The sequence below is a fragment of the Adlercreutzia aquisgranensis genome, from assembly GCF_943193145.1.
GTDB lineage: Bacteria > Actinomycetota > Coriobacteriia > Coriobacteriales > Eggerthellaceae > Xiamenia > Xiamenia aquisgranensis.
The window spans coordinates 42653-62391 of sequence record NZ_CALPDA010000014.1 but is presented as its reverse complement, the minus strand read 5'-3'; the positions used below and the strand labels follow the sequence as shown (position 1 = coordinate 62391).

General features: G+C 65.2%; 18 protein-coding genes and 1 pseudogene. 16 read left to right on the top strand and 3 right to left on the bottom strand.

The window, feature by feature from the left end; all coding sequences use genetic code 11:
• Nucleotides 1–45 precede the first annotated feature (45 nt).
• Nucleotides 46–438, bottom strand: a complete 393-nt coding sequence (locus tag NFR41_RS09360) for an FHA domain-containing protein (RefSeq protein ID WP_251231638.1) — start codon at nt 436–438, stop codon at nt 46–48.
• Between the two features lie 95 nt (nt 439–533).
• Here NFR41_RS09360 and NFR41_RS09355 point away from each other — a divergent pair, with 95 nt between their 5' ends.
• From NFR41_RS09355 to NFR41_RS10530, 4 genes and pseudogenes are all read left to right on the top strand, one after another.
• A complete protein-coding gene (locus NFR41_RS09355; protein ID WP_251231637.1) occupies nt 534–725 on the top strand; it encodes a hypothetical protein in 192 nt (63 codons plus the stop codon).
• A 578-nt stretch (nt 726–1303) separates the two neighbouring features.
• Entirely contained in the window at nt 1304–1972 is a 669-nt protein-coding gene (locus NFR41_RS09350) for a hypothetical protein (protein ID WP_251231636.1), read from the top strand.
• Nucleotides 1973–2026: 54 nt separating this feature from the next.
• Nucleotides 2027–2560 (top strand): annotated as a pseudogene (locus NFR41_RS10605) (BspA family leucine-rich repeat surface protein); the annotation flags it as partial.
• A gap of 303 nt (nt 2561–2863) precedes the next feature.
• Nucleotides 2864–3655: a cell wall-binding repeat-containing protein gene (locus NFR41_RS10530; protein ID WP_285833872.1), complete on the top strand. Its 792-nt coding sequence runs from the start codon at nt 2864–2866 to the stop codon at nt 3653–3655.
• A 346-nt stretch (nt 3656–4001) separates the two neighbouring features.
• Here the strand turns inward: NFR41_RS10530 and NFR41_RS09335 are convergent, their stop codons facing one another.
• Nucleotides 4002–4232: an antitoxin gene (locus NFR41_RS09335; RefSeq protein ID WP_251231635.1), complete on the bottom strand. Its 231-nt coding sequence runs from the start codon at nt 4230–4232 to the stop codon at nt 4002–4004.
• The gene (locus NFR41_RS09330) at nt 4225–4530 is read right to left on the bottom strand and encodes a BrnT family toxin (protein ID WP_251231634.1); all 306 of its coding nucleotides are present in this window, start codon (nt 4528–4530) and stop codon (nt 4225–4227) included. Before NFR41_RS09330 ends, NFR41_RS09335 begins: the two co-directional genes overlap by 8 nt.
• A 734-nt stretch (nt 4531–5264) precedes the next feature.
• Between NFR41_RS09330 and NFR41_RS09325 the strand changes: the two genes are divergently transcribed.
• The 12 genes from NFR41_RS09325 (at nt 5265) to murB (ending at nt 19623) form a co-directional block, all read left to right on the top strand.
• Nucleotides 5265–5714, top strand: coding sequence for a division/cell wall cluster transcriptional repressor MraZ (locus NFR41_RS09325; protein WP_160212772.1), 450 nt, complete (start codon nt 5265–5267; stop codon nt 5712–5714).
• A gap of 15 nt (nt 5715–5729) precedes the next feature.
• Entirely contained in the window at nt 5730–6704 is a 975-nt protein-coding gene (rsmH, locus tag NFR41_RS09320) for a 16S rRNA (cytosine(1402)-N(4))-methyltransferase RsmH (RefSeq protein ID WP_251231633.1), read from the top strand.
• Between the two features lie 78 nt (nt 6705–6782).
• Nucleotides 6783–7313: a cell division protein FtsL gene (locus NFR41_RS09315; protein ID WP_251231632.1), complete on the top strand. Its 531-nt coding sequence runs from the start codon at nt 6783–6785 to the stop codon at nt 7311–7313.
• Nucleotides 7314–7319: 6 nt separating this feature from the next.
• Entirely contained in the window at nt 7320–9239 is a 1920-nt protein-coding gene (locus tag NFR41_RS09310) for a peptidoglycan D,D-transpeptidase FtsI family protein (RefSeq protein ID WP_251231631.1), read from the top strand.
• 1 nt (nt 9240) lies between these two features.
• A complete protein-coding gene (locus NFR41_RS09305; protein WP_251231630.1) occupies nt 9241–10743 on the top strand; it encodes a UDP-N-acetylmuramoyl-L-alanyl-D-glutamate--2,6-diaminopimelate ligase in 1503 nt (500 codons plus the stop codon).
• A 12-nt stretch (nt 10744–10755) separates the two neighbouring features.
• Nucleotides 10756–12252 (top strand): UDP-N-acetylmuramoyl-tripeptide--D-alanyl-D-alanine ligase, encoded by a 1497-nt coding sequence (locus NFR41_RS09300; RefSeq protein WP_251231629.1) that lies wholly within the window; start codon nt 10756–10758, stop codon nt 12250–12252.
• Entirely contained in the window at nt 12253–13290 is a 1038-nt protein-coding gene (gene mraY / locus NFR41_RS09295; protein WP_160212768.1) for a phospho-N-acetylmuramoyl-pentapeptide-transferase, read from the top strand.
• A 3-nt stretch (nt 13291–13293) separates the two neighbouring features.
• Nucleotides 13294–14826, top strand: a complete 1533-nt coding sequence (gene murD / locus NFR41_RS09290) for a UDP-N-acetylmuramoyl-L-alanine--D-glutamate ligase (protein WP_251231628.1) — start codon at nt 13294–13296, stop codon at nt 14824–14826.
• A gap of 9 nt (nt 14827–14835) precedes the next feature.
• Nucleotides 14836–16068 (top strand): FtsW/RodA/SpoVE family cell cycle protein, encoded by a 1233-nt coding sequence (locus NFR41_RS09285; protein WP_251231627.1) that lies wholly within the window; start codon nt 14836–14838, stop codon nt 16066–16068.
• A gap of 1 nt (nt 16069) precedes the next feature.
• Nucleotides 16070–17167: an undecaprenyldiphospho-muramoylpentapeptide beta-N-acetylglucosaminyltransferase gene (gene murG, locus NFR41_RS09280; RefSeq protein ID WP_251231626.1), complete on the top strand. Its 1098-nt coding sequence runs from the start codon at nt 16070–16072 to the stop codon at nt 17165–17167.
• Nucleotides 17168–17255: 88 nt separating this feature from the next.
• Complete coding sequence (gene murC, locus NFR41_RS09275; RefSeq protein ID WP_251231625.1) at nt 17256–18692, top strand: UDP-N-acetylmuramate--L-alanine ligase; 1437 nt, start codon at nt 17256–17258, stop codon at nt 18690–18692.
• 1 nt (nt 18693) lies between these two features.
• Nucleotides 18694–19623, top strand: a complete 930-nt coding sequence (murB, locus tag NFR41_RS09270) for a UDP-N-acetylmuramate dehydrogenase (RefSeq protein WP_251231624.1) — start codon at nt 18694–18696, stop codon at nt 19621–19623.
• Nucleotides 19624–19739 lie beyond the last annotated feature (116 nt).

Below are 19739 nucleotides of genomic sequence, written 5' to 3'. Positions count from 1 at the left end.
TTGCGTGGATTCCTGCCCCCAGGGGCGGAGAGCCCTGGAGGGGGGCTACCGAGCGTTAGCGCGACCTATGGCGGGATGGGCCAGCACGCAGTAGACGGTGCTGCTGGCGAAGACTATGGTGTCGCCGGGGAGAATGGGCACGGGCGCGGCTTCACCGGCCGTCGCGGAGCTGTCGCCCGGGGTCTCGTCTCGCGGCGGCTCTACCACTACCGTCTGGGATCCCGTAGCGCGGCGAACGACGGTGCCGTTGCGCGACCCCAGACCCACCACGGTCCAACCGTCCGCTCCGCTGTAGCGAATGCGGGCGTGCATGGAGGAGACGTCGGCCTCTACGTTGTTGATCACCGTGGCATTGCCCTCGGGATCGCTCGCGCGCATGGAGCTTACCAGGGCCCCGTCGCTGTCGGGATGCAGCCAGACGGTATCGCCGCACAGCATGCCGTCCTTCAGGCGAACAAGCCCCAGGGTGAAGGCGCCGTCCGAACGCTCCGGAGGGACGATATCGATCAGGGGGGGGGGTCGTTCGAGGAGGGGTGAGGGGACTCGGCGCGTTGATGGCCGTGCTGAAGCGCTCCATCTCCCGCACCGCCGCCGCGCCGTCCGCGCTGATGGCAGCCCATACCATAAGCGCCATGATCTGCTCCGCCTTGTCGCTGTCGGCGATGTCGCCATCGCAGGCTATGCGGGCGACGGCGTTTGCGAGCAGCGTCTCGTCGCGCCCGTAGGCGGCCACGGCCTGGGCCATGGGGGAGACGTAGCGCTCAGCCACCAGGCGCACGATGTCTGCGTTCGTAAGGGGACTGCGTCCACGTGAGCGCTTGCCCTTCATGCGCGACACCAGCCGCGGCACGGAGAGCTCCAGGTCGGCGAAGAGGTCGGGGTTGAGGTACGGCGGCTCGGCATGCACGATGTAGCGCAGAAGCCACGTCTTCTCGGAAGCGCGCTGCACGGCGCTGCGCCCGTCGAAGGAAGGCCGCGACGACAGCAGGATCTGGGCCGTGTCCAGGTTCGTCATGCCGCACTCGTTTTTAAGCATCGAGGCCAGTATCTCGTAGGGCGTTTTATGTTGGACGGTCATAAGATGCTTGGCCTTTCGCTCGGGCGGTGTCGGGCGCTGCTGTCTGTTGTGCGGTGCTCGGAATCCGTAAGCACCCGTTAGCTTAGCATCATGGAAGCACAGAGAGCTGTACTGGATAGTTTTTAAGCCACCGCGAAAAAGGGCACGTCGGACGTCGCGCATAAACAACAGCGCACATTATCCCCGTGCGACCATCTGAAAAGGTGCGCACCTTTTCAGGAGAAAGTGACTATAGACTCTAAGCGATTGCAGAGCGAGGAAAGCGGAGGCAGCACGCGCGATGCTGCTTTTGTCGACGATGGGAGCAGTATGCCTGTACTTTCGAAATGCGTGCCTGCATGGCTCGCCCCTTTGCCTGAGGGATTCCTCTCAAGTTCAGAATGGGAACGCATTGCTACTTTTTTTCTAATCGAGTCACCATGTCTTCATCAGAGCGCAAGAAGAGTTTCCATTGAGTCGTTGTGGGGAAAAAGGCCCTTTGCTAACGGAAATCTGAAGAAAGTCCTGCAGGAGAAGGTGACCAAAAAGCTATCGCTTTCTCTAAAGAATTGCATGCCAAAGGATTTGGAAGAATGCTTGGTGGGAGAAGGTATGCAGGATGAATTCTATCGGAATATAGACAGGCAGCTCGCCGTGTTCGTCAGAATCCGGGGCGACGGAAACGATAGCGCTTGGATGAGTTTTTTCTATCACTTGAGGAACGCGATTGCCCACGGGCGCTTTACGGTGGCGGTAAACAGCAAGGGGCGTCAGATTTTCATTTTTGAAGACGTTAAACCGACGGTTAAGGAGGGAAGCCAGGTGGTTTCAGCGCGAGGGGTTATCGAGATTGATTCGCTCATCCGCATCATCGATATCATCAAGCGTGGACCTGAAGGCTCTCTGGAGGGTTGAGTAGCGTAAGCGTTACGGAGAAAGGAGAAGGACGTGGTAGTAGGTAAAGTCAGGATGGTTCTGCGTGCTTGCATTGCGCTGATAGCCTGCGGAGTGATGGCGGTATGCGTGGGACCAGTAGTCTCGTTGGAGGGGAGAAGCGCTGACGGCTTTGCGTATGCCGAAGAGCTGCAGCCTTCGGAGGGCTGGGATATATGCGGCACATGCGAGTGGCAGATTGATGACACTGGGTGCCTTGTTATTAGGCCGATAAAGGACGCGGGATGGGTGGCGAGCATTTTTATTGGTCAAGATCTTAGATACCCATGGCCGTGGTCGCAGTTTGCTTATAACGCGGTTAAGATTGAACCTGGGGTGGAAGCGCGTGATTGTCAACGGATGTTTGAGGAGAGCGCGATAGAGAAGGCGGATCTTTCGGGGCTGGACACCTCGGCCGTGACGGACATGGCTAGTATGTTCTTTGGTTGTGGCTCCCTTGCCTCCCTGGACCTGTCCTCCTTCGACACCTCGGCCGTGACGGACATGTCTCGGATGTTCGATGGTTGTGACTCCCTGGTCTCCCTGGATCTGTCTTCCTTCGACACCTCGGGCGTGATGCCCAACCTCTACGACTGCGATCAACTGACAAAGCTATACACTTCAGGCCCTCTCCCCGATCATGACGTCTGGCGCACCACATGCTTGAGGGGGGGTCTTGGGACATTTTTCGAGGGAGTGAATGTTCCGTCTGAGCTTTTGCGTCCAGACAAGCCAGGCGAGCCAGGCTTGCTTATCTTCAAGCTACCGGGAACAACGGCCATAACTGATGTCTCTGCCTCTACGATGAAGAACCAGGCTTATACGGGTAAAGCGATCACTCCAGCTGTCGAGCTGCGTTATGATGGGAAAACCTTGGTTGCCGGTAAAGACTACAAGATTCATTCGTATGAGAACAACGTGAATGCGGGAACTGCGGGCGTTATCGTCGAGGGGTTGGGCGCTTATTCCGGGTACAAGCGCGTGACGTTCGTCATCGAGCAGCCAGCTGGGAACGGCAAACCGAACCAGGGTGGTTCGCAGGGGAGCGCCACGGCGTCATCTGGTTCGTGGAAGCAGGATTCTGCCGGCTGGTGGTACGCCTACGACAAGGGCGGCTATCCTGCGAACAGCTGGGAGCGTATTAGCGGCAAATGGTACCGCTTCAACGCGTCCGGCTACATGCAGACCGGCTGGGTCCAAGTCGGCGGCATCTGGTACTACCTTGATTCCTCCGGCGCCATGGCCGAGGGCTGGCGGAGCGTCGGCGGCGAGTGGTACTACCTGAAGCCTGGCTCCGGCGCCATGGCCACTGGCTGGCAGCAGGTGGGAGGCCAGTGGTACTGGCTTGAGAGCTCCGGCGCCATGGCTACGGGCTGGAAGTCCGTCGGCGGCACCTGGTACTACCTGAAGTCCAGTGGCGCCATGGCAACCGGCTGGGCGCAGGTGGGCGGCACCTGGTACTACCTGAAAGGCTCGGGCGCCATGGCCACCGGCTGGCAGCAAGTGGGCGGTAGCTGGTACTACCTTCGCAGCTCCGGCGCCATGGCGGCGAACACCTGGGTGGACGGCGTCTACTGGGTGGGGTCGAGCGGAGCCATGGCCACCAGCGCCTGGGTGGACAATGGCCGCTACTACGTAGGCGCCGATGGCGTCTGGCAGAAGTAGGAACCGATTGCGGGGGCGGGCTTCGGCGCGCCCCCGTCGCTTTTTTGCGGGCAGCAAGACTTTGTGCAGGATTGTCTTGGTGCCGCCCTTCTCCTTCTCGGAAGGCTGTCGTCAGCGAGCCTAACCCTTCTGTTCGACAACGGATTCGACCGAATCTCCAGCGACGGCTTTGATCGGGGAAGCTTTGCCGGCTGTCCCTTGCAAGATTCTTGGTGGGAGCTTCTCTCTCGAAAGCGGGTTGTGTCGCTGGCGTTCTCTTGAAGCGGTGAAGCGCAGGTGGGCTTGGGGTCCGTGTTTCTCGGTACTGCGCCTGTGCCTTAGCCCTCCTGCGCAATGCTCGTAAGCGTTATGCGAACGTTAGGTGCTTTCCCTCGGCTGCGCATTGGCCAAGGTAAAGATTCATTATGGTTTGGTATGGCACGCCCGTGCGCCGCGACTCCTCCTTAAAGTAGTCCACGGTGTCGCCGTCGATATTGATGGTTATGCGTCGGCGAACCCTGCCGGCGTAGGGATTCGGGGTGCTCTCCGAGAAATCGATCTCGGCGGGCATGCTGGCAGCCTCCCTCGCGTTACTCATTTCGATACCTCCAATACTGCTGTTCCTCGGTTCTTGTGGATTTTCTTGCCGAGATTATCCTGATCGTTGAGTCGCCGCACTTCTCGCAATGGCAGATCGTAAGCGCCCGGGATTCAAGATCCAACCCTATTAGGAAGAATCTTTCTTCGTAGTCCGAATGCCTCGTGTCCGGCAAGACGCAGGCATGTGGGTCGGAGAACGCGTCGGCGGCGGACTCGAAGCTCACGCCGTGCTTTTTGACGTTGGCAGCCGCCTTGCGGTCGTCCCATTCGAAGTCTATGTATCTACGGGTGTCCATCGTATGCTGATTATGCATATCCTATACATATAATGCAACGGAATCGATTCGCATGGAAATCGGACGAGGCATGGGGGACAGGGCTTGCGAGCTCGTTGACGGCGTGAGCGCGGGCTCATGCCGGTGGCTTTCGGACTGCGCGATCGCCGGTTTGATCCGGCAATTCAGCGATGGTGGACAATCCCGGTTTCGTTGTGCTCGGCGCCCTTCGGCTCTCGGGTTGCGATGACAGGCGGGGCGCCGCTAAATACGATCGAAGCGCGGGGGGTTGCCGCAGGGGATGCACCCCGCGATTGCGGCTTAGGCTTAAGCCCCCATCTCGCGGCGACCGCTGGTTGTTGAAGACACTTTCCTTTCTGCAACCATTTGCCTGGGTAGGGGACCGCTCGCCATAGGTTCTGCATATTTCTGATCTGGGGACGGCGAAAACGTTGGGATGGCGCCCCACCAACCCGAATTATCACGAACGAACGTATGGTTCAAGCATGCACTGTTCCATATCTTGGGGGTGCGTTTCCCTGACAACCACTATATGGGCTCCGTATTGGTGAGTGCTTTTGTCCACGAGCAGCGAACATTCGTTTTTACCAGCAGAAACGCTCGCCGCGGATTTACGTATGGCAGTGGTAACAGGGGGGTAAAAGTGGGATAAAGTGTAGCGAAGTGGGGCAAAATGGTGTACTATTCCAGCCATCGGAAGAACCGTGGGATCACTAGCAGGGAAGGCTCAAGCGATGGAAGGCGAAACCGCGTGGCATATCGACCTCATGGGGTCGTACAGCCATAAGGTGGATGCCAAGGGTCGCCTTGCGCTCCCGTCTCAGTTCCGCAAGGTGCTTCCGACCGACCTTGTGGTAACCGTTGACATGAAGGATCAGGCGCTGCGCGTGTTCGACCAGGAGGACTTCAACCGTTGGGTGGACAAGTTCTTCGTCGACCGCTTCGGGAAGTACGATTCCTCCAGCAGCCAGCACGAGGCTCTCAAGCGCAAGCTGAAGTCTCGCAGCATGCCGGTGACCATCGACTCCGCCGGGCGAATCGGCCTTTCGAAGGCCCAGCGCGAGAAGGTGGGCATCGACGCCGACGTGGTCATCGTGGGCAACACCGGTTACTTCGAGATCTGGGATGCGGCCTCCTTCGAGCAGGCGGACGACGAGATCGATCTCGCGTCCTTCATGCAGTAGGCTGCCGCGCGAACCGTGACAAGCGAATACCGGCACATACCCGTCCTGCTCCCCGAGTGCCTCGAATACCTGCAGCTTAAAACACACCCCATATTCGTGGACGCAACGCTCGGCGGAGCAGGGCATTCCTCCGAAGCAGCGAAAGAGCTGGGAGCGTCGGGCCTGCTCATAGGTATCGATCAGGACGAGGTGGCCCTTGCGGCCGCCGAAGCCAAACTCGGGACGATACCGAAGGCGCAGCGCCCGCGCATCCAGCTGGTGCGAGGGAACTTCGGCGACCTCGACCAAGCGCTGCTTTCCGCGGACATTCCCGGCATCGATGCGATCCTGTTCGATCTGGGGGTATCGTCCGTGCAGATAGACACACCCGAGCGCGGCTTCTCCTTCAAGGAGGACGGCCCGTTGGACATGCGGATGGATCCGGGGAACCAAACCCTAACCGCAGCAGAGATCGTCAACACCTACAACGCAGCAGATCTCTCCCGGATAATCCGCGCCTACTCCGACGAGAAGTGGGCCAGCCGAATCGCGGAGTTCATCGTGAGGGCGCGCCAGCAGGAGCCGATCGTCCGCAGCGAGCAGCTGGTGGAGGTGATCAAGGCGGCCATCCCCGCATCGGCCAGACGGGCCGGGGGGCATCCCGCCAAACGCACCTTCCAGGCGCTTCGCATCGAGGTGAACGGCGAGCTGGACGTGCTGCGTCGCGGGCTTGAAGCGGCCATTCGCTGGCTGAACCCCGGCGGGCGCATCGCGGTGATCAGCTACCACTCTTTGGAGGACCGCATCGTCAAGGACGCCTTCGCCGCTATGGCGAACCGCTGCACCTGCCCGCCGGATCTGCCGGTGTGCGCATGCGGAAGAAAGCCGGTACTTGAGCTTGTTACCAGAAAGCCCGTCCTGCCGACGGCAGACGAGGTAGCCCGAAACCCCCGGGCCCGCAGCGCCAAGCTGCGCGTGGCCCAGAAGTGTTTGGACTGCCCGTCCAACTAGAAGACGAACCTGCAAGGCGCGCCCGGAACCACCCAAGGCGCGCCTGTTTAGCCCAAGGGGGCGGAAAGGAGCGAGAGCATGGCCGGCCGAAACGCCTACGTGTACGGCACCGCCGCCCGCAACCTTGCCGCCGAGCCCGCCCGCCGAACCCGCTACACCCCGCAGCCCGAGCGCAGCACGCAGCGCCGCGCGCAGCCCCGCCAGGAAGTGCGGGTGGTGCGCGGTGCCCAGACCGCTTCCTCGGTGCGACCTCAGCCCGCCTCTTCCGCAGCCGGCTTCGTAATGGCAGCCGTAGTGGTGCTGCTGATAGTGGCGGTCGCGGCTTGTTTGCGGCTTGCGCTCTCGTCGGCGGCTATCGCCACTTCCTTGGACTCGCAGCAGATCTCCAACAGCATCCAGGACGTCCGTACCGCCTCCACCTCGCTGGAGATCGAGCAGTCCACCCTGGCCAACCCCGCGCGCATCAGCGCCGAGGCTAAGCGCCTGGGCATGGCGGCACCTTCCAGCGTGGGGGTTATCGAGCTCTCGCCCGACGTGGTGGTGCTGGACGGTAGCGGCGCGCTGTCCCTTTCCGGCAGCGTCAACAGCCTCATCTCCCTTGAAGGGTAGCCTTCCGTGGCGCCCCGCAGATCTTCCACATCCTACCGCGGGACCGCTTCCCCGTTGCGGCCCGCGTCTGCGCGCCCGCGGACGGGCCGCTACGACAACCTGAACCTTTCCCAGCGAACCGTAGGCTCGTCCCGCCGAAGCTCCCATGCGTCCGCTTCGCGCGGCCGCACCTCGGGCGGGGGCGGCTTCCAAGGGCAGGGCAGGGCAAACGCCGCCGCGGCAGCCAACCCCGGCGCCCGCATGATGCTGGTGCTGGTGCTGCTTGGCCTGGTGCTTGCCGGCATTGCCGCCCAGTTGGTGCTGCTGCAGGTGTTCGATCCCTTCCAGTACCGGGCCATGGCCGTGGAGAACCACACCAGCGTGGAGGTGCTGGAGCCCAGGCGCGGCACCATCTACGACCGCAACGGCACCGTGCTGGCCATCAGCGTGGACGCGGTGGACATCTACGTGAACCCTTCCGAAAGCGAGGACCCGGGTGCGGAGTCCCAGGCCATCGCGTCGGTTCTGGGGGGAGACCCCGCCGAGTACCTGGACAAGCTCACCCGCAAGGGCACCTACCAGATTCTGGTGAAGAAGGTCGACCCCGAAGTGGGCGACGCTGCGAAGGCGCTGGGCATCGACTGCGTGCACGTGAAGCAGACCACCCGCCGCGAGTACCCCCAGGGCGAGATCGCCGGGCAGGTGGTGGGCGCCTGCAGCCTTGAGACCGACGAGGAGCGCAACCGCGAGTACTACGTGGGCCTCTCGGGCATCGAAGCCTACTACGACAGCCTTCTGTCCGGTACGCCGGGCACTTCGTCGGTGGAGGTGGGCTTGGGCGGCCTGCCCAAGCCTGGCGGCGAGAGCGTGGTGGAGCCGGCGGTGGATGGCCAGGACATCGTGCTGTCCATCGACCTCGAGCTTCAGAAGTACGTGCAGGAGCGCCTGGTCAAGGGTGTGGACGACGTGGAGGGAACCGGCGGCAGCGCCATCGTCATGGATTCGGAGACCGGCGAGATCTACGCCGCCGCGTCGCTGCCGTTCTTCAACCCGGCCGACCGCACGAAGGTGGAGGAGCGCGCCACGGAGCTGCGCTGCATCACCGACACCTTCGAGCCCGGCTCCATCTTCAAGACCGTGTCGATGCTGTCCATCCTGGAGAACACCTCCATGACGCCGGACACCGAGATCTTCTGCCCGTCCTATATTCAGGCCGACATCTACACCATCTCCGACGCCCACGAGCGCGGCGACGCTACCTTCACCCTGCGCGAGATTCTGGACAAGTCGTCCAACGTGGGCATCTCGCTGGCCACGGAGCAGATGGGCTTTAGGGCCCTGTACGACTCCATCGTGCGCTACAACCTGAACTCGCGTACCGGCGTGGACTTTCCGGGCGAGGGCGAGGCGGGCACCAACGTGCTGGGCTGGCTGGGCGACTACGAGAACTGGGACATTGTGAAGTGCTACAACGCCAGCTTCGGCCAGGGCCTTTCGGTGACGCCGCTGCAGATGACCCGCTTCTACGGGGCGCTCATCAACGACGGCGTGGAGTGCACCCCGCACTTCCTGATGTCCTACGCGCGCACCGGCGAGACCGTGGAGTATCCCACCACGCGCATCAGCGACGATGGCGAGGCCATAGACACCTTGGTGGACATGCTGGGCACCGTGGTCTCCGACGGCACCGGAACCTCGGCGGCTATCGAGGGCTACACCGTGGCGGGCAAGACGGCCACCGGCGAGATCTACGACGAGGAGAACGGCGGCTACCGCGAAGGGGTGTACAACCTCGCCTTCACCGGGTTTTTGCCGAACTCGTCAAGCCGGTTGGTATGTTTTGTGGGAGCGAACGAGGTTCCCGGCGACAGAACGGTGGCTCCCGTGTTTAGGGATATAATGGCCAAGGCCATAGACCGGTTCAGGATATCCCCGGAAGAGAGCTAGCATGGAAAAGACCTTGAGCGGCATCCTTGAGGGTGTGCAGGCTACAGTGATAGGCAACGGCGACGAGCCGGTGTCGGGCATCGCCTACCGCAGCGACGAAGTGCATCCGGGCGATGCCTTCTTCTGCATCGTGGGCACCGTCTCCGACGGGCATTCCTATGCGCAGGATGCCATCGACCACGGGGCGAAGTCCTTGGTGGTGGAGCGGAAGGTGTACCTGGCCGACGCCACGGAGGTGACCGAGGCGGTGGTAAGCGACACCCGCAAGGCCATGGCCCAGGCCTCCGTCAACTTCTACGACGACCCCTCCGCCGACTTCTCGCTGGTGGGCATCACCGGCACCAACGGCAAGACCACCACCACCTACCTGGTGCAGTCCATCGTGGAGCATGCCGGCAAGCGCTGCGGCGTTATCGGCACCGTGGGCGTGCGTATCGGCGGCGTGCGCGAGAAGGCCGAGCGCACCACGCCCGAGTCCCCCGACCTGCAGCGCCTCTTCGCCCGCATGCGCGACGCGTCCGAGGACGTGGTGGCCATGGAGGTGAGTTCGCACGCGCTGGACCTGGACCGCACCTGGGGCTCGCACTTCGCCGTGACGGCGTTCACGAACCTGACCCAGGACCACCTGGACTACCACCATACCTTCGAGGCCTACTTCGAGGCGAAGGCTCGCCTGTTCTCGTCGGACTACCCGGCCAAACGCGTCATCTGCATCGACGACGCCTGGGGAGGCAGGCTGCTTGAGCGTTGCTCGGCCGCGGGAGACGCCATTGTCACCACGGGCTTCAACGAAGCCGCCCAGATCCACCCCGTGTCGGTGGACTACCACGACACCCACACCTCCATCGTGCTGGACGTGCGCGGCCAGCAGGTGGCCTTCGACTACCCGCTGGTGGGCCGCTTCAACGTCGAGAACGTCATGACCGCCTTCGGCGTGGGGCTTTCCCTGGGCATTCCGGCCGCCGCCATCGCCCAGGCCCTGCGGGAGGCCCCCCAGGTGCCCGGCCGTCTGCAGCGGGTGCCTTCGCCCGCAGGATGCGACGTGTCGGTGTTCGTGGATTACGCCCATACGCCCGACGCGCTGGCGAAGGCCCTCTCGTCGGTGAAGGAGTTCGCCCGCGAGCGCACGTTGGTGGTGTTCGGCTGCGGAGGCGATCGCGACGCAACGAAGCGCCCGCTCATGGGCCAGGCGGCTCTGGCTGCGGACCTCGTGTACGTGACCTCGGACAATCCCCGAAGCGAGGACCCGCGGGCCATCATCGACGACATCACGGCCGGCATGGCCGCCGGCGCCGGGCGCTTCGAGGTGCAGCCCGACCGCGGCCGGGCCATCCGCGAGGCTTTGGCGGCGGCGCGCCCGGGAGACGCGGTGCTCATTGCCGGCAAGGGCCACGAGGATTACCAGATCATCGGTTCTAAGACCGTCCATTTCGACGACTGCGAGTGCGCTGCGGCGGCGCTTGCCGAGCTGTTCGGCCCCGACGCGGCGAAGGACCGCCCGTAGAGGAGACGTCCCATGCGCATGAACCTCAAGCAGATCGCCCAATGCACCGGCGCCCAAGCGGTGGTGGAGCCCATCGACCCACGAGCCATAGCCTGTGGCGTCACCTGGGATTCGCGGGACGTGGCCGCGGGCGACGTGTACGTGGCGCTGCCCGGCGAGCGGGCCGACGGCCATGACTTCGTGGCCTCGGCGCTTCGCCAGGGAGCCTTGGGCGCCCTGGTCATGCAGCCCCTCGACGACGGCGTGCTGTCCCTAGCCCGCGAGTTGGGGGCCGCGGTGCTGGAGGTGCCCGACACGGCTCATGCCGTCGAGGACATGGCCGCGCAGTGGCGCCAGCACCTAACGGGCAAGGTGGTGGCCATCACCGGCTCCACCGGCAAGACCACCACGAAGAACCTGGTGCGCGACGTGGCAGCCTCCTGCTTCACGGTGTGCGCCACCCAGGGCAACCAGAACAACGAGCTGGGCGTTCCCAAGACCGTCCTGCGCGCCGAGGCCGACACCCAGGTGGTGGTGGTGGAAATGGGCATGCGGGGCGCGGGCCAGATTACGGCTCTGTGCGACTACGTGCGCCCGGACTGGGGCGTGGTGGTCAACGTGGGCGAGGCGCACATAGAGCTTCTGGGCAGCCGCGAGAACATCGCGCGGGCCAAGGCCGAGCTTCTGTGCGCGCTGCCCGAAGGGTCGGGCAAGGCCTTCGTGAACGCCGACGACGACTTCGCCGACCTTATGGCCACCGTGTCGAACCTGCACGCCCGGTCGGTGGAAGAGGTGTTCTTCGACGGAAGTCCCTCGGCCACCGAGCGGCATCTGACCTGCTTGGACGCCCATCCGGCCGACCGCGACCACAGGGTGTGGGCGACCGATGCAACCCTTGACGACCAGGGGCGCCCCTCCTTCCTGCTGCATTGCCGCGGCTTTCTGGAAGGGGAGCCGTGGGTGGAGGAGACCTGCCCGTGCGCCCTGGCGCTGCGCGGCGCCCACAACGTGTCCAACGCCTGCGCCGCCGCGGCGGTGGGGCGCGCCCTGGGCATCCCGCTGGAGGTGTGCGTAGAGGCGCTGTCCCGCTCGCTTCCGGAGGCGGGCCGCCAGGAGGTGCTCGAGGGCCGCGGCGGGTTCACCGTGGTCAACGACGCCTACAACGCCAACCCCGAATCTATGCGCGCCTCGCTTTCCACGTTCGCTTCCATGGACGTGGCCGGGCGGCGCATGGCGGTGCTGGGGGACATGGGCGAGCTGGGCGACTTCGCCGAGGCCTGCCACAGGGGAGTGGGGCGCTTCGCCGCTTCCCAGGGCATCGATTGCCTGGTGTGCGTGGGGCCGCTGTCGGCCTTCATCGCCGAAGGCGCGCTGGCGGCGGGCTTCCCCGAACAGAACCTGGTCCGCTGCGACACCGTGGCCGATGTGCTGGCCTACCTGGAGCCGCTGCTGGAGCCCGGGGACGCCGTGCTGGTGAAGGCCTCCCATTCCATGGGGCTCAACCGCGTGGCCGAAGGGCTGGTGGCCTAGATGTTCGCGCTGTTCTCCCAATACCCTACGTTCATGGTGTTTCTGGCCTTCGCCATTGCGGTGGCGCTGGTCATTTTGCTCATGCCGGCATGGATCCGCGTGCTTACCCGCAAGCATATCGGCCAGCAGGTGCGCGCCGACGGTCCCGAGAGCCATCTGGTGAAGCAGGGCACGCCCACCATGGGCGGCGTGGTCATGCTGGTGGCGGTTTGCGTCAGCGTGGTGGTGACCGGGGGCGCCTCGGCCGAGGTGCTGGTGCTTCTGGTGGCCACGCTGCTAACCGGGCTTCTAGGCCTTATCGACGATGCGTCGAAGGTGGTCAAGGAGAGATCTTTGGGGCTTACCCCCAAGGCGAAGCTGGTGGGCCAGTTCCTGATCGCCACCGCCTTTACCCTGGTGGCGGTGAACCTGCTGGGCGTGGCGCCCACCTTGGACATCCCGTTTGTCTGCAACCTTGATCTGGGGGTGCTTACCACCACGGTGTTCGGCATCAGCATCCCGTGGCTTTACCTGGCCTTCGTGGACGTGCTGCTGGTAGGCATGTGCAACGCGGTGAACCTGACCGACGGTCTTGACGGCTTGGCCGCCGGCACCGTGATGATCGTCATGCTGGTGATGGCGGCCATCGGCTTTCGCACCGGCAGCCTGGGGCCGGCCCTGTTCGCCGCGTCGCTTGCCGGGGCGTGCGTGGGCTTTCTGTGGTACAACTCGTTTCCCGCCGATATCTTCATGGGCGACACCGGATCCTTGGCGCTGGGCATGGCCCTTGGGTGCTTGGCGGTGCTGACCAAGACCGAGTTTCTGGTGCTCATCATAGGGGGCCTGTTCGTGGCCGAGGCCCTTTCGGTCATGATTCAGGTGTTCTACTACAAGAAGACGAAGAAGCGCATCTTCCTGATGGCGCCTTTGCACCACCACTTCGAGAAGAAGGGCTGGTCGGAGACGAAAGTGGTCGTGCGGTTCTGGATCGTGTCCGGCTTCCTGGCCGCCACGGGCTTCTTCGTGTACTTCGTCCAATCGCTGTTGGGAGCTGTGTAGGCCATGGATGCGAACCGCGAGGAGTATCTGGACGATAGGAAGCGCGCGCCGCGGAGCTTGGGGCGCGTGCTTGTTCTGGGGCTGGGACGCAGCGGCAAAGCGGCGGTGTCGTACCTGACGGGGCCTGCGGCCGCTCGGGTTGAGGCCCTGGCCGTGGCGGCGGGGGAGCGCACGGCCCAAGCCGAGGCGTTCGTGATGGAGTACCCCGCAAGCGCGCTCATGGCCGCCTTCGGCGACGACGCCCCCCAGCTGCTTGCCCAGCGTGCGGGCGCCGACCGCTTCGACCTGTGTATCGCCAGCCCCGGCATCGCGCCCGGCACTGCCCTGTACCGAAACGCTGCTGCCGTAAGCCGCGAAGTGGTGTCGGAAGTGGAGTTCGCCTGGCGCGAGAGCGCCGCCTCCAGCCGCTGGGCCGCTATCACCGGCACCAACGGCAAGACCACCGTGACCTCGCTTACGGCCCATCTGCTGCAGCAGGCGGGCATGCGCGCCAAGGCCGTGGGCAATATCGGCGACACGTGTCTTGAGGCCGTGGCCGCAGGAGACGTGGACGTGTACGTGGCGGAGACGTCGTCCTACCAGCTGGACGGCACCCGCTGCTTCGCGCCGAACGCCGCGGTGCTGCTCAACATCACCCCCGACCACCTGAAATGGCACGGTAGCTTCGAGGCTTACGAGCAGGCGAAGCTGAAGGTGCTCGCGAACCTGGCCGACGTGCCCGGGGCCGTGGCGGTGCTGGACGCCGTCGACGACGTGGTGCGCGCCACGGTGCGCAGCCTGCGCGCCGCCTCCGACACCGAGCGGGGCTTCTCCTACGTGCCCGTGGGCACGGCCCAGGGCGTAAGCGGCGACATGCGCGCCGCGTGCGGAAGCGACAACGCCGCGTTCCTGGATTCCGACGGCGTGCTCACCGTGGCCCTGAGCGGCTGCGAGCATCGGCTGGTTCCCGCATCCGATCTGCAGATTCGCGGCGAGCATAACGTGTCGAACGCCCTTGCCGCGGCCGCTGTCGCCCTGGCGCTGGGGCTTGGCGAGGACGAGGTGGCCCAGGGGCTGCGCAGCTTCAAGGCGCTGGAGCATCGCATAGAGCCCTGCGGAACCGTGCGCGGCGTCGCCTGCTACAACGATTCGAAGGCCACCAACGTGGACGCCACCCTGAAGGCCTTCGCCGCCTTCGACCCGGCGCGGCCCATCGTGCTCTTGGGAGGTCGAGACAAGGGAACCGAGCTGGCGCCGCTGGTGCAAGCCGCCCGCGACCACGCCAAGGCGGTGGTGCTCTTCGGCGAGTCCCACGACCGGTTCGCCGACGCCTTCGCTTCGCTGGAGGCCGCTCCCCGCGGCGAGCAGCCCGTTTCGGTGCTGCATGCCGGCAAGCTCGCCGAGGCCCTGGACGTTGCCCTGGACGTTGCCGAGGGCGGCGACATCGTGCTGCTGTCGCCCGCATGCGCCTCCTTCGACGAATTTTCCTGCTTCGAAGAGCGCGGGGACACCTTCAAGGCGCTGGTGGCCGAGCGCGCAGCCGCCGCGGGCGCTTAGGGAAGCCCCATGGCACGGAAGACGGCGCAGGCGGGGCGGCCATCGCGGCCGGTGGGATTCTACGTGGCGGTGCTGCTGGTGGCCACGGTGTTCCTCACGCTTTTCGGCATCGTCATGATCTACTCCGCCTCCACTGTGGAAGCGCTCGTGAACGAATCGGGGTCTCCCTGGGCCAAGATGCGCAACCAGGCGATCTTCGCCCTCATAGGGTTCGGCCTGCTGTTCGGTTTCTGGAAGGCGGTGCCGGCGTCGTTTTGGAACGACGACTCGCCGGGCCCGAGGATGCTGCTCTACGGCGGCTGGGCGGTGCTGCTGGCGCTGAACGTCCTGGTGCGCATCATCGGCAACGACGCGCTGGGCGCCTACCGCTGGATCAACATCGGCCCGTTCAGCCTGCAGCCTTCCGAGTTCATGAAGATAGCCATCGTGGTCATGGCGGCCCGCTGCATGGCCCGCTACCAGAACGGCGCCATATCCGGAGGCACCTGCGCTTTGGGGCTTGCGCTGTTCGCGGGGGCGCCGCTGGCCGTCATCGTGGGTGCACAGTCGGACCTGGGCACCACCATCATCTGCGTGGTCACGGTGGTGGCCCTCACCATCATAGGCGGTGCGCCGTGGTGGGCCGTGGGGCTGCTCGTCGCCGTCATGCTGGCCGCCGTGGTGGCCATGATCTTCATCACGCCCTACCGCATGCAGCGCATCATGCTGTTCATGGACCCCTGGAACGACGGGGAGGGCGGCCAAGGGTCGGGTCGGCAGCTCATCCATGCCCGCTACGCGCTGGCCCTGGGCGGCCTGTTCGGCGTGGGGCTGGGCAACTCCGTGGAGAAGTACCTGTACCTTCCCGAGCCCGAGACCGATTTCATCTTCGCCATCGTGGGCGAGGAACTGGGGCTGGTGGGGGCGCTTGCCGTGGTGGCGGCGTTCGTGGCAATCCTGTGGGCGGGGGTTCACATCGCCTTTGCCGCAACGGATAATTTCTCAATGCTGCTTGCGCTCGGCTGCACCATCATGCTGGTGTTCCAGGCGTGTTTGAATATCTGCTGCGTCATCGGTATCGCGCCCGTCACGGGAAAGCCGCTGCCCTTCCTATCGGCGGGCGGCTCGTCTCTCATCTCGTCGCTTTTGCTGGTGGGGCTTATCCTGTCGGTGGCCCGCCAGGCCGAGCTGCCGACGGAGGCCGAGCGGCGCAGAAGCGAGCTTCGCGTGGTGCGGTCGCAGGGCGGCCGGGGGAGGAGGTAACGTGCGGGTGCTGCTTTCAGGCGGGGGAACCGCCGGACACATCAACCCGGCGCTCGCCTTGGCCGAGACGCTTCGGGACCGCGGGGTGGAGGTTTCTTTCGCCGGCACGCCGGAGGGCCTGGAGAGCCGACTGGTGCCCCAGGCGGGCATTCCGTTTACCGCCTACGAGGCCAAGGGCTTCAACCGCAACCATCCGCTCACCCTGCCCAAGGCGCTGCTGACCCTGAACGCGTCCACCAAGCAGGCCAAGCGCGATTTCGCCGAATCCCGGCCCGACGCGGTGGTGGCTTTCGGCGGCTACGTGTGCATCCCCGTGGGACGCGCCGCCGAGTCGCTGGGCATCCCGGTGGTGGTGCACGAGCAGAACTCGGTCATGGGCATGGCCAACAAGTACCTGGCCCGCCGTGCCCAGCGTGTGTGCCTGACCTACGAGCATGCGGCCAAGGATGTGCCCGATGCCGGGCGCGTGCTGGTGACGGGAAACCCCGTGCGCCAGAGCGTGTTCGCCGCCGCCAAGGATAAGGGCCGCGCCGCCTTCGGCATTCCGCAAGACGCGCTCATGCTGCTAGTGACCGGCGGAAGCCTGGGGGCGCGCCACATCAACCAGGCCATGGCGGCCCTCAAAGACGAGCTTCTGGCCCGCCCGAACCTGTACGTGGTGCATCTGACCGGGCCCAAGGAGCTTGAGGCCACTGCCGAGGCGCTGGGGCTCGACGAAGCGCAGCGCGCCCGTTGGCAGCTGCTTGGCTATACCGACCAGATGGGCCTTGCCATGGCCGCCGCCGATGCGGTGGTGTCGCGGGCGGGGGCCACGTCGCTGGCAGAGATATCCGCTCGCCACATTCCGGCGCTGCTGGTGCCGTTTCCCTACGCCACGGAAGACCACCAGAGCCGCAACGCCGAAGCGTGGGTGGAGGCGGGATGCGCGCTGTGCGTGGCCGACGACCAGGTGGAGGGGCTGCAGTTTCGCGAGAAGATGCTGAGGCTGGTGGACGACGCCGCGCTGCGGGCGTCCATGGCGGAGGCATCCGAGAAGATGGGGACGAAGGACGCTGCGGCCGCCTTGGCCGACGCGGTGATGGAGGCTGCCCGAGGATAGCGGGCAGGCTTCGGGCGCGGGCTGCGGCTGCTGCATGCCGCCGGTTCCGCGTCCGTTCGACTTACGAAGAAAGGGTGCGCAGGCCGTGATGATAGATCAGCAGGTTAGCCGGGTGCATTTCATCGGCATCGGGGGCGTGGGCATGTCCGGTATCGCCAAGGTGGCCCATGACCAGGGACTTACCGTGAGCGGGTCGGACCTGCGCGAAAGCCGCTACACCCAGCAGCTGGTGGAGGCGGGCATCCCCGTGTTCATCGGCCACGATGCCGACCATGTGCCCGAGGGCGACCCGGTGGTGGTAGTGTCAACCGCCATCCTGCCGAACAACCCCGAGCTTGTGGCCGCCCAGGAGCGCGGCCTTGCCATCTGGCACCGCGCCCAAATGCTCGCCCGGCTGGGGGTGGGCCTGTCCACGCTGGCCGTTGCCGGCACCCACGGCAAGACCACCACGTCCTCCATGCTGGCCACGGCCCTCGACCAGCTGGGGGAGTCCCCGACGTTTCTGATCGGCGGCATCGTGCGGGCCTACGGCACCAACGCCCATTCCGGGGAGGGGCGTCACTACGTGGTGGAAGCCGACGAGTCCGACAAGTCCTTCCGCTACCTTTCCCCGGCGGCGGTGCTGGTCACCAACATAGAGGCCGACCATCTGGACCATTACCGCGACCTGGACGAGATCTACGAGAAGTTCTCCAGCTTCATGGCCTCGGTGCCCTCCGACGGCGGCATCGTGGTGGCCTGCGCCGACGACGCCAACCTGGTGCGGCTGGCCCGGGCGGCGGGTCGCACGCTGTTCACCTACGGATTCGCCGAGGATGCCGACGCCCGCATCCTGTCCTTCGAGCAGCAGGGCATATCCAGCGTCTACACCTTGGAGCTGCCCGACGGCCAGGTGGTGACGGGTGCCGTGCGCCAGAATCCCGGCGCGCACAACGCGGCCAACGCCGCCGGCGTGGTGACGCTTCTGTGGGCGCTCGGGTTCGATCCGGCAGAGGCGGCAGCGGCCACCTCGTCCTTCGCGGGGGTGCGCCGGCGCTTCGATTTGGTGGGGGAAGTGGCGGGCGTTACCGTCGTGGATGACTACGCGCACCATCCCACCGAGATCAAAGCCACCATCCAAGCCGCGTCCGAGCTGGGCTACAACCGCATCCACGTGCTGTTCCAGCCCCACCGCTACTCCCGCGCGCCGCTGTTCACCGAGGTGCTCCACGACGAGTTCGGCGAGGCCTTCGACGCCGCGGACACGCTCACGTTCATGGACGTGTACCCCGCAGGCGAGATGCCGGTGCCCGGGGTGAGCGGCAAGACGTTCCTGAACGTGGTGATCGAGCACGAGGGGCACCCCGACCTGTCCTACGTGCCGCGGCGCATAGAGGTGGTGCCCTACCTGATGACGCTCGTGCAGCCGGGGGACCTGGTGATCACCATGGGCGCGGGGGACGTGACCTCCATCGGCCCGGAGCTGGTGAATGCCTTGGCCCGGAAGAGCGCGGGGGACACGGCTTCGCTGGGAGCGGGGTGCTAGGGTGTCCGCTCGCCATACCAGCGCCCTGGAGGCGCTCTGCGTAGATGAGGGCTTCGACGCCGACGTGCGCCTGGACGAGCCCATGGCGCGCCATACGGCCTACCGCCTGGGAGGGCCCGCCCGTTACTTCGCGTGCGCCCATTCCCTGGGCTCGCTCAAGCGCCTGATCGGCGCCGCTGTAAGCTGCGGCGTGCCGTGGATGGTGGTGGGCCGCGGGTCGAACCTGCTGGTGGCCGACGAGGGGTTCCCGGGCCTGGTGTGCACGCTGGGGCGCGACTTTCGCACCGTGCGCTACAGCGACGAGCAGCAGGCGATCCTTGCCGGCGGCGCCGCGCTTCTGCAGGCCGTGGTGCAGGAGGCCTTCCGCCGCTGCTTGGCCGGCATGGAGTTCGCGGTGGACATCCCCGGCACGGTGGGGGGCTCCCTGGCCATGAACGCCGGCACTGCGAACGGCTGCATGGCCGACGTGGTGGCGGCCGCCACGGTGCTCGATGCCGACGGCCGGCTGCGGCGCCTGCCCGCCGAAGACATGGCCTGGGGCTACCGGCAGGGCCCCTTCGCCGCCGACCAGGTAGTGGTCGAATGCGAACTTTCCGTAAAGCAGGGCGAACCCTTCGCCATTCGCGGTAAGATGGAGGCGGCCCATGCCCGTCGCACGAAGACCCAGCCGCTTGGCTGCCCTTCCTGCGGCAGCGTGTTCCGCAACCCTGAAGGGGAGTCCGCCGGATCGCTGGTGGAGCGCGCGGGGCTGAAGGGCTATACGGTGGGGGGAGCCCAGGTTTCCCCGGAGCACGGCAACTTCATCGTGAACACCGGTACCGCTACGGCCAGCGATGTGAAGTGCGTTATGGACCACGTTCAAGCGAAGGTGTACGAAGCCTATGGCATCCAGCTCATCCCGGAAGTCCGGACCGTCGGGTTCGCGTCCTAGAGCAGGCGCCTACTCCTCGCGCCCCCGGGCTTCGGCCTCCGCGGGCTCCGGCCGCCCGTCGTCGGGCCGCGCAGGCAGGCAGCCGTCGGGGCGAGCGGGCTCTTCGCGGTCTTCGC